The organism is Pseudomonas sp. REP124 (genome assembly GCF_020164475.1).
Classification (GTDB): Bacteria; Pseudomonadota; Gammaproteobacteria; order Pseudomonadales; family Pseudomonadaceae; genus Aquipseudomonas.
In genome coordinates this window covers 1-5,504 of record NZ_JAIQWX010000241.1, presented here as the reverse complement: position 1 = coordinate 5,504, position 5,504 = coordinate 1, and the positions used below count along the sequence as shown (strand labels likewise).

The window sequence follows — 5,504 nt, the reverse complement described above, 5'->3', positions numbered from 1 at the left end:
TTGCCCGCGAAGATGGCGCCTCGGTCTCAAGCCGAATGGCGAACCATATCGACATGAGGAATCCCTGCTTCCAGGAATTCCTCGCTGACCATGCTGAAACCCAGGCGCTCATAGAACGCCGTGGCCTGGACCTGGGCGCTGAGCATTTGCTGCTTCAGCCCGCGCTTCTCGGCCTCGTCGATCACCGCATGCATCAGCGCATCACCGACTTTCAGGCCACGCCAGTCCTTGAGCACTGACACTCGACCTACGTGACCATCAGGCAGCAGGCGAGCCGTGCCGATGGGAAAATCGCCTTCGAGGGCGAGGAAATGCACGGCCGTCATGTCGTCGGCATCCCATTCCAGTTCAGGCGGAACGGATTGCTCGGCGACGAACACCGCTTCACGAATGCGCCGGATCTCGGCGTTGTCCTTTTGCCAGTCTGCGACACGTACGTGAATCTTATTCATCGGCAAACCCCAGGCTTCCTTGCTTGACCAGTTCACACAGCAGGCCGCGGCCATCATCGTCGCTCAGCCAGGCGCCGAGGTTGTCGACGTGCAGGGCGTCGGCGGCGCAGATCATCTTCAGCAGCTCGCGCAGTTTGCCCGGTAGATAACGGCTCTGGCCGCTGGCGAACAGCAGCAGGTCGTCATCCACTTCCGACCAGGCCAGGCGTGCGCTTGGATTGCGGATCAGCACCGCACCATCTTCCAGTGCGCTGAGGAAGTCCTCTTCTTCGACTTCCTCCGGACCAGCCACCAGTTCCGGGTAGCGCGGTTCGGTCATGAACTGGCCGAACCAGGTCAGCAGCAGGCGCTCGTCGCTCATGTGCTCGGCCAGCAGGCTCTTCAGGCGATCGAGGGCGTCGCGCTGGATTTGATGCGGGTCGGACACCGGCTGAGCGTCGGCATCGGTGTAGCGCTCTTCGTCCGACAGGAACTGGCTGAGGAAGTCGGTGAAGTGAGTCAGTACTTCCGAGGCGCTCGGTGCGCGGAAGCCCACGGAGTAGGTCAGGCAGTCGTCTACGGCGACGCCCCAGTGCGCCAGGCGTGGCGGCAGGTAGAGCATGTCGCCCGGTTCCAGAACCCATTCATCGGTGCCTTCGAATTCGGCGAGGATGCGCAGGTCGGCGTGTTGCAGCAGTGGGCTTTCGGTGTTGCACATCTGGCCGATTTTCCAGCTGCGCTTGCCGTGGCCTTGCAGCAGGAACACGTCGTAGTTGTCGAAGTGCGGACCGACGCTGCCGCCCGGTGCGGCGTAGCTGATCATCACGTCATCGATGCGCCAGCTCGGCAGGAAGCGGAAGTTTTCCAGCAGTTCGCTGACTTCCGGCACGAACTGGTCGACCGCCTGAACCAGCAGGGTCCACTCGCGCTCCGGCAGTTTGCTGAACTCGTCTTCGGCGAACGGGCCGCGACGCAATTCCCATGGACGCTCGCCGTTCTCGATGACCAGACGCGATTCGACTTCTTCTTCCAGTGCCAGGCCGGCCAGTTCGTCGGCGTCGATCGGGCTTTCGAAATCAGGAATCGCCTGACGGATCAGCAGCGGTTTTTTCTGCCAGTAGTCGCGCAGGAACTCCCGTGCCGTGATGCCGCCCAGAAGTTGAAGAGGGATGTCAGGATTCATGTGTAACCTATTGAAAAAAAGCGCTTTTCATACGGGAATAAAAACGCCCGGCGCGGCCGGGCGTCTTTTGAATGGTCCAGCGGTGAATCAGATGCGTTTGGCTTGCGCCACGGCGTTGCCGATGTAGTTCGCCGGGGTGAGCAGTTTCAGCTCGGCCTTGGCGGCTTCAGGCATTTCGAGGCCGTCGATGAAAGTCTGCAGTGCTTCAGGGCTGATGCCCTTGCCGCGAGTCAGTTCTTTCAGCTTCTCGTACGGGTTCTCGATGTTGTAGCGGCGCATCACGGTCTGGATCGGCTCGGCCAGAACTTCCCAGCACGCGTCCAGATCAGCGGCGATTTTCTGCTCGTTGAGCTCCAGCTTGCTGATGCCTTTGAGGCTGGCTTCGTAAGCAATCACGCTGTGGGCGAAGCCGACACCGAGGTTACGCAGTACGGTGGAGTCGGTCAGGTCGCGCTGCCAGCGGGAGATTGGCAGCTTGCTCGCCAGGTGCTGGAACAGTGCGTTGGCGATGCCCAGGTTGCCTTCGGAGTTTTCGAAGTCGATCGGGTTGACCTTGTGCGGCATGGTCGAGGAACCGATTTCGCCAGCGATGGTGCGCTGTTTGAAATAGCCCAGGGAGATGTAGCCCCAGATGTCGCGGTCGAAGTCGATCAGGATGGTGTTGAAGCGGGCGATCGCGTCGAACAGCTCGGCAATGTAGTCGTGCGGTTCGATCTGCGTGGTGTACGGGTTGAAACCCAGGCCCAGCTCGTCTTCGATGAAGGCGCGGGCGTTGGCTTCCCAGTCGATTTCCGGGTAGGCCGACAGGTGTGCGTTGTAGTTGCCCACGGCACCGTTGATCTTGCCCAGCAGTGGAACGGCGGCGACCTGAGCGATCTGGCGCTCCAGGCGGTAAACCACGTTGGCCAGTTCCTTGCCCAGGGTGGTCGGCGAAGCCGGTTGACCGTGGGTGCGCGACAGCATTGGCACGTCAGCGAAACGCTGGGCCAGTTCGCGGATGGCGTTGGCGGTCTGGCGCATCAGCGGCAGCATCACGTCATCACGGCCTTCGCGCAGCATCAGGGCGTGGGACAGGTTGTTGATGTCCTCGCTGGTGCAGGCAAAGTGGATGAATTCGCTGACCTTGGCCAGTTCCGGCAGCTTGGCCGCTTGCTCTTTGAGCAGGTACTCGATGGCTTTGACGTCGTGGTTGGTGGTGCGCTCGATCTCTTTGACGCGCTCGGCGTGCTCCAGAGAGAAGTTGTCCGCCAAGGTGTTCAGTACAGCGTTGGCCTCGGCGGAGAACGCCGGCACTTCGCTGATGGCAGGGTGAGCGGCCAGGCGCTGGAGCCAGCGCACTTCAACCAGGACGCGGGCACGGATCAGGCCGTACTCGCTGAAAATTGGGCGCAGGGCCTGGGTTTTGCCGGCGTAGCGGCCGTCAACAGGGGAAACCGCAGTGAGCGAAGAGAGCTGCATGGGGTGTTCTCGGACAGTCGGGCAACGAAATGGGGCGCGTATCATACATGAAAAAATCCGCTGGTCCGTTGCCAACTGACCAGCGTATTACGCGTTACAGACTACAAAAGGGTGTCGCCGGTGCGTTTCAGCTGCTGCGCATCAGCGGATAAAGCTCTTTGAGCAATTTGCGCCGGCTGATCACCAGCTGCCAGCGATGGCCGCCCAGTTGACGCCACAGGCGTGCCGAACGGATGCCGGCCAGCAACAGGGCGCGGATCTTCGAGGCGTTGCTTGGCTGCTGCAGGTTGCGCATGTCGCCGTGAACCTGAATGCGTTGGCGCAGGGTGCTCAGGGTGTCCTGATACAGCGCGCCGCAGGCGGCGACAACGTTTTCGTGGGCCGGGCCGAAATGATCGACCTGGGACTGAATCTGCGGCAGGCGCTTGCCGATGATGTCGAGCATGTCGTCGCGCTTGGACAGTTGCCGCTCAAGGCCGAGCATCGACAGTGCGTAACGCAACGGTTCGCGCTGCAGGGCGCTCGGATCGCGTTCGAGGGCGCCGACCAGGGCGCGGTAGCCTTCACGCAGATTGATGTCGTCGCCGCCGTAGACTTCAAGGGTGTCCTTGGGGTCGCGGATCAGCAGGCTGCCGAGCATGCAGGTCAGGCCGGCCTCGTTGGTCTGGCCGGTTTTGGCGATCCTGTCCACCAGCACTGCGGCGAGAAAGACGCCGCCCAGTGCCGTCAGTTGCTCCTGAATGGGGCTCATTGCTGTTCGCCTTTGAGTGCGCCCTTGCTGGTCCATGGCTCCGCCACTTCGATCACGCCGCCGCCCAGGCAGATTTCGCCGTCGTAAAACACCACGGACTGACCCGGGGTGACTGCGCGTTGCGGGTCATCGAAGGTCGCACGATAGCCGGTAGCGGTCTTTTCCAGGGTGCAGGACTGGTCGCTCTGACGATAGCGGACCTTGGCGGTCAGTTTGCGCGGCTGGCTCAGGTCGATCGGGTTGACCCAATAGATGTCCGAGGCGAGCAGGGCGCGTGCGAACAGGTACGGATGATCATTGCCCTGGCCAACGATCAGCTCGTTGTGCTCCAGGTCCTTGATCAGGACGTACCACGGCTCGTCGCCAGCATCTTTCAAGCCGCCGATACCCAGGCCCTGACGCTGGCCGATGGTGTGGTACATCAGGCCGTGGTGACGGCCGATGACTTCGCCTTCGGTGGTTTTGATTTCGCCCGGTTGCGCCGGCAGGTACTGCTTGAGGAAGTCGGTGAAGCGGCGCTCGCCAATGAAGCAGATCCCGGTGGAATCCTTCTTCTTGGCGGTCGCCAGCTCGTATTTCTCGGCAATCGCACGCACTTCGGGCTTTTCCAGTTCGCCGACCGGGAACAGGGTCTTGGCGATCTGTTCGCCGCCGACGGCGTGCAGGAAGTAGCTCTGGTCCTTGTTCGGATCCAGGCCCTTGAGCAGTTCGGTGCGGCCGTCGATGTCGCGACGGCGCACGTAGTGACCGGTGGCGATCAGGTCGGCGCCGAGCATCATGGCGTAGTCGAGGAACGCCTTGAACTTGATCTCGCGGTTGCACAGGATGTCCGGGTTCGGCGTGCGGCCGGCCTTGTACTCTTCCAGGAAATGCTCGAACACATTGTCCCAGTACTCGGCGGCGAAGTTGGCGGTGTGCAGCTTGATGCCGATCTTGTCGCAAACGGCCTGGGCGTCCGCCAGGTCATCCATGGCGGTGCAGTATTCGGTTCCGTCGTCTTCTTCCCAGTTCTTCATGAACAGGCCTTCCACCTCGTAACCCTGCTCGATCAGCAGGAGAGCGGAAACGGAAGAGTCCACGCCGCCGGACATGCCGACAATGACGCGCTTCTTTTGTGTATCAGAAGGGGCTGGATCACGCATAGGAATTCAATGAGTGTCTTGAAAAAGGACGCGATTCTATCAGGCTCGCGCGCGCAAGGCTAAAGGGAAGGGCGGATCAATTCGAGGCTGTGGCGATTACCGGCCAGATAATCATCGATGCAACGCATGATCAGCTCGCTGCGCCAGTTGTCGCGCTGCTCGATTAATTCTTCGCGGGTCAACCACTTGGCGCCGACGATGCCCTCGTCCAGTTGGTAGTCGGGGCGGTGTTTGAGTGGTTTGGCGATGAAGCAGACACGCTGATAGGTCACGCCGTTGCTGGGGGCGGTGTAGAGGTAAATGCCGAGTACGCTGGTCGGCTCGACGTCCCAGCCGGTTTCCTCGAGGGTTTCGCGCACGGCGGCTTCGATCAGGGTTTCGTCCGGGTCCAGATGACCGGCGGGCTGGTTGAGCACGTTACGGCCGTGCTTGGATTCTTCGACCATGAGGAAGCGGCCGTTGTCCTCGACGATGGTGGCGACGGTGATGTGGGGTTGCCAGTCCATGGGGTTCCTCGATTTTGAATAGTGAAACACTAA

6 protein-coding genes are annotated in these 5,504 nt (G+C 61.2%); all 6 read right to left on the bottom strand.

Going from position 1 to position 5,504, the window contains the following annotated elements; all coding sequences use genetic code 11:
• Window positions 1-26: 26 nt before the first annotated feature.
• Window positions 27-452: a GNAT family N-acetyltransferase gene (locus tag K9857_RS29460; protein ID WP_224541960.1), complete on the bottom strand. Its 426-nt coding sequence runs from the start codon at window positions 450-452 to the stop codon at window positions 27-29.
• Entirely contained in the window at window positions 445-1,614 is a 1,170-nt protein-coding gene (locus K9857_RS29455; protein ID WP_224541958.1) for a cupin domain-containing protein, read from the bottom strand. The genes K9857_RS29460 and K9857_RS29455 overlap by 8 nt, the downstream gene beginning before the upstream one ends.
• Window positions 1,615-1,701: 87 nt before the next feature.
• On the bottom strand, window positions 1,702-3,072 hold the full coding sequence (gene purB / locus K9857_RS29450; RefSeq protein ID WP_224541955.1) for an adenylosuccinate lyase: 1,371 nt from the start codon (window positions 3,070-3,072) through the stop codon (window positions 1,702-1,704).
• A gap of 127 nt (window positions 3,073-3,199) precedes the next feature.
• Window positions 3,200-3,823 (bottom strand): high frequency lysogenization protein HflD, encoded by a 624-nt coding sequence (gene hflD / locus K9857_RS29445; protein WP_224541953.1) that lies wholly within the window; start codon window positions 3,821-3,823, stop codon window positions 3,200-3,202.
• Window positions 3,820-4,965 carry a tRNA 2-thiouridine(34) synthase MnmA gene (gene mnmA / locus K9857_RS29440; protein WP_224541951.1) on the bottom strand — a complete coding sequence of 382 codons (1,146 nt, stop codon included), beginning with the start codon at window positions 4,963-4,965 and terminating at the stop codon, window positions 3,820-3,822. Before mnmA ends, hflD begins: the two co-directional genes overlap by 4 nt.
• Before the next feature lie 59 nt (window positions 4,966-5,024).
• Window positions 5,025-5,471 (bottom strand): NUDIX hydrolase, encoded by a 447-nt coding sequence (locus K9857_RS29435; RefSeq protein ID WP_224541950.1) that lies wholly within the window; start codon window positions 5,469-5,471, stop codon window positions 5,025-5,027.
• Window positions 5,472-5,504: the final 33 nt, after the last annotated feature.